1 protein-coding gene and 3 pseudogenes are annotated in these 2,006 nt (G+C 43.6%); all 4 read left to right on the top strand.

Annotated features, from left to right (window positions below; translation table 11 throughout):
- The first annotated feature begins 196 nt into the window (after nt 1–196).
- Nucleotides 197–493, top strand: a pseudogene (locus ACFIKY_RS09415) (cbb3-type cytochrome c oxidase subunit I).
- 168 nt (nt 494–661) lie between these two features.
- Nucleotides 662–979, top strand: a pseudogene (locus ACFIKY_RS09410) (cbb3-type cytochrome c oxidase subunit I).
- Between the two features lie 333 nt (nt 980–1,312).
- Nucleotides 1,313–1,507, top strand: a complete 195-nt coding sequence (locus ACFIKY_RS08900; protein ID WP_375654043.1) for a cytochrome c oxidase subunit II transmembrane domain-containing protein — start codon at nt 1,313–1,315, stop codon at nt 1,505–1,507.
- A gap of 135 nt (nt 1,508–1,642) precedes the next feature.
- A pseudogene (locus tag ACFIKY_RS08895) lies at nt 1,643–1,996 on the top strand (hypothetical protein); the annotation flags it as partial.
- Between the last annotated feature and the right edge of the window lie 10 nt (nt 1,997–2,006).

Raw genomic sequence — 2,006 nt, 5'->3', positions numbered from 1 at the left:
GCCGGTTCAGCCTTGCATTATAGCCACCAAAGATGTACAGCTCCCCATTGTAGCCAAAGGCCGAGTGGCTCCGGCGCCCCTCAGGCAGCACTGGAGTCGGGGGACAGTCCAGCCAAGCCTCAGTTCTGGTGTCAAAGACTCGAATGGCCCCGCCATATCCCAGTATCAAACCCCATTGTTTGTCTGATCTGTCCTAATCACAGCAATCCTACTACTCCTCTCCCTGCCAGTCTTAGCTGCCGGCATTACTATACTATTAACAGACCGCAACCTTAACACTACCTTCTTTGATCCTACTGGAGGGGGAGACCCTATCCTATACCAACACCTATTTTGATTCTTTGGCCACCCTGAAGTCTACATCCTCATTCTCCCTGGATTCGGAATAATCTCCCACATTGTAACTTACTACTCCGGGAAGAAAGAACCATTTGGGTATATAGGTATGACCTGGGCTATAATGTCAATCGGGTTCCTAGGATTTATTGTATGAGCCCACCATATATTTACAGTAGGCATAGATGTAGACACACGAGCTTACTTCACCTCTGCTACCATAATCATTGCTATTCCTACTGGAGTTAAAGTTTTCAGCTGACTTGCTACACTTCATGGGGGCAATATCAAATGATCTGCCGCAATACTTTGAGCCCTAGGCTTTATCTTTCTATTCACCATAGGGGGCCTTACCGGTATTATCTTAGCAAACTCATCCCTAGATATTGTACTACACGATACGTACTATGTTGTCGCCCATTTCCACTATGTCCTGTCAATAGGAGCTGTTTTTGCCATTATAGGGGGCTTCATCCACTGATTCCCTTTATTTTCAGGCTATACATTAGACCAAACTTATGCCAAAGCCCACTTTATTATTATATTCATAGGTGTAAATTTAACCTTTTTTCCACAACACTTCCTTGGCCTATCTGGAATACCCCGACGCTATTCTGACTACCCCGATGCTTATACCGCATGAAATGTTCTATCATCCATTGGCTCCTTTATTTCACTAGTAGCAGTGATCCTAATAATCTACATGATCTGAGAGGCCTTCGCCTCAAAACGCAAGGTATCAATGACCGAACAATCCCCCACCAACCTCGAATGATTAAATGGCTGTCCCCCGCCTTATCACACATTTGAAGAACCAGCCTATGTTAAACTAAACGAAAAAGGAGGGAGTCGAACCCCCTAAAACCGGTTTCAAGCCAATCCTATAGCCCCTATAACTTTTTCAATAAGATATTAGAAAAACTATTTCATGGCTTTGTCGAAACCAAATTATAGGCTATAACCCTATATATCTTACATGGCCCACCCAGTTCAACTAGGTCTACAAGATGCTACATCCCCTGTTATAGAAGAATTAATCACCTTCCACGACTATGCATTTATGACTATCTCTTTAATTAGCTTTCTAGTCTTATACGCTCTATCCTCAACACTCACAACAAAGCTAACCAATACCAACATTACAGACGCCCAAGAAATAGAGACCACTTGAACCATCCTACCCGCAGTCATTCTAATCCTGATTGCCCTACCATCTCTACGCATTCTATACCTAACAGACGAAATCAACGACCCCTCCTTTACTATTAAATCAATTGGACATCAGTGATACTGAACCTATGAGTACACAGACTACGGAGGCCTCATCTTTAATTCTTACATAATACCCCCATTATTCTTAAACCCAGGAGACCTTCGACTCCTGGAAGTTGACAACCGAGTGGTTCTCCCAATTGAAGCCCCTGTTCGTATAATAATTACATCTCAAGATGTTTTACACTCATGAACTATCCCCACACTAGGTTTAAAAACAGATGCAGTGCCCGGACGCTTAAATCAAACCACATTTACCGCCACACGACCAGGCGTCTATTACGGACAATGCTCAGAAATCTGTGGGGCTAACCACAGCTTCATGCCTATCGTCGCAGAACTAATCCCGTTAAAAATCTTTGAAATAGGACCTGTATTTACCCTATAGACACCCCGCC

The organism is Bartonella sp. CR127HXZ, assembly GCF_042194555.1.
Classification (GTDB): Bacteria; Pseudomonadota; Alphaproteobacteria; order Rhizobiales; family Rhizobiaceae; genus Bartonella; species Bartonella grahamii.
Note: the sequence above shows the minus strand (reverse complement) of the source record. Positions and strands in the feature narration are given on the sequence as shown.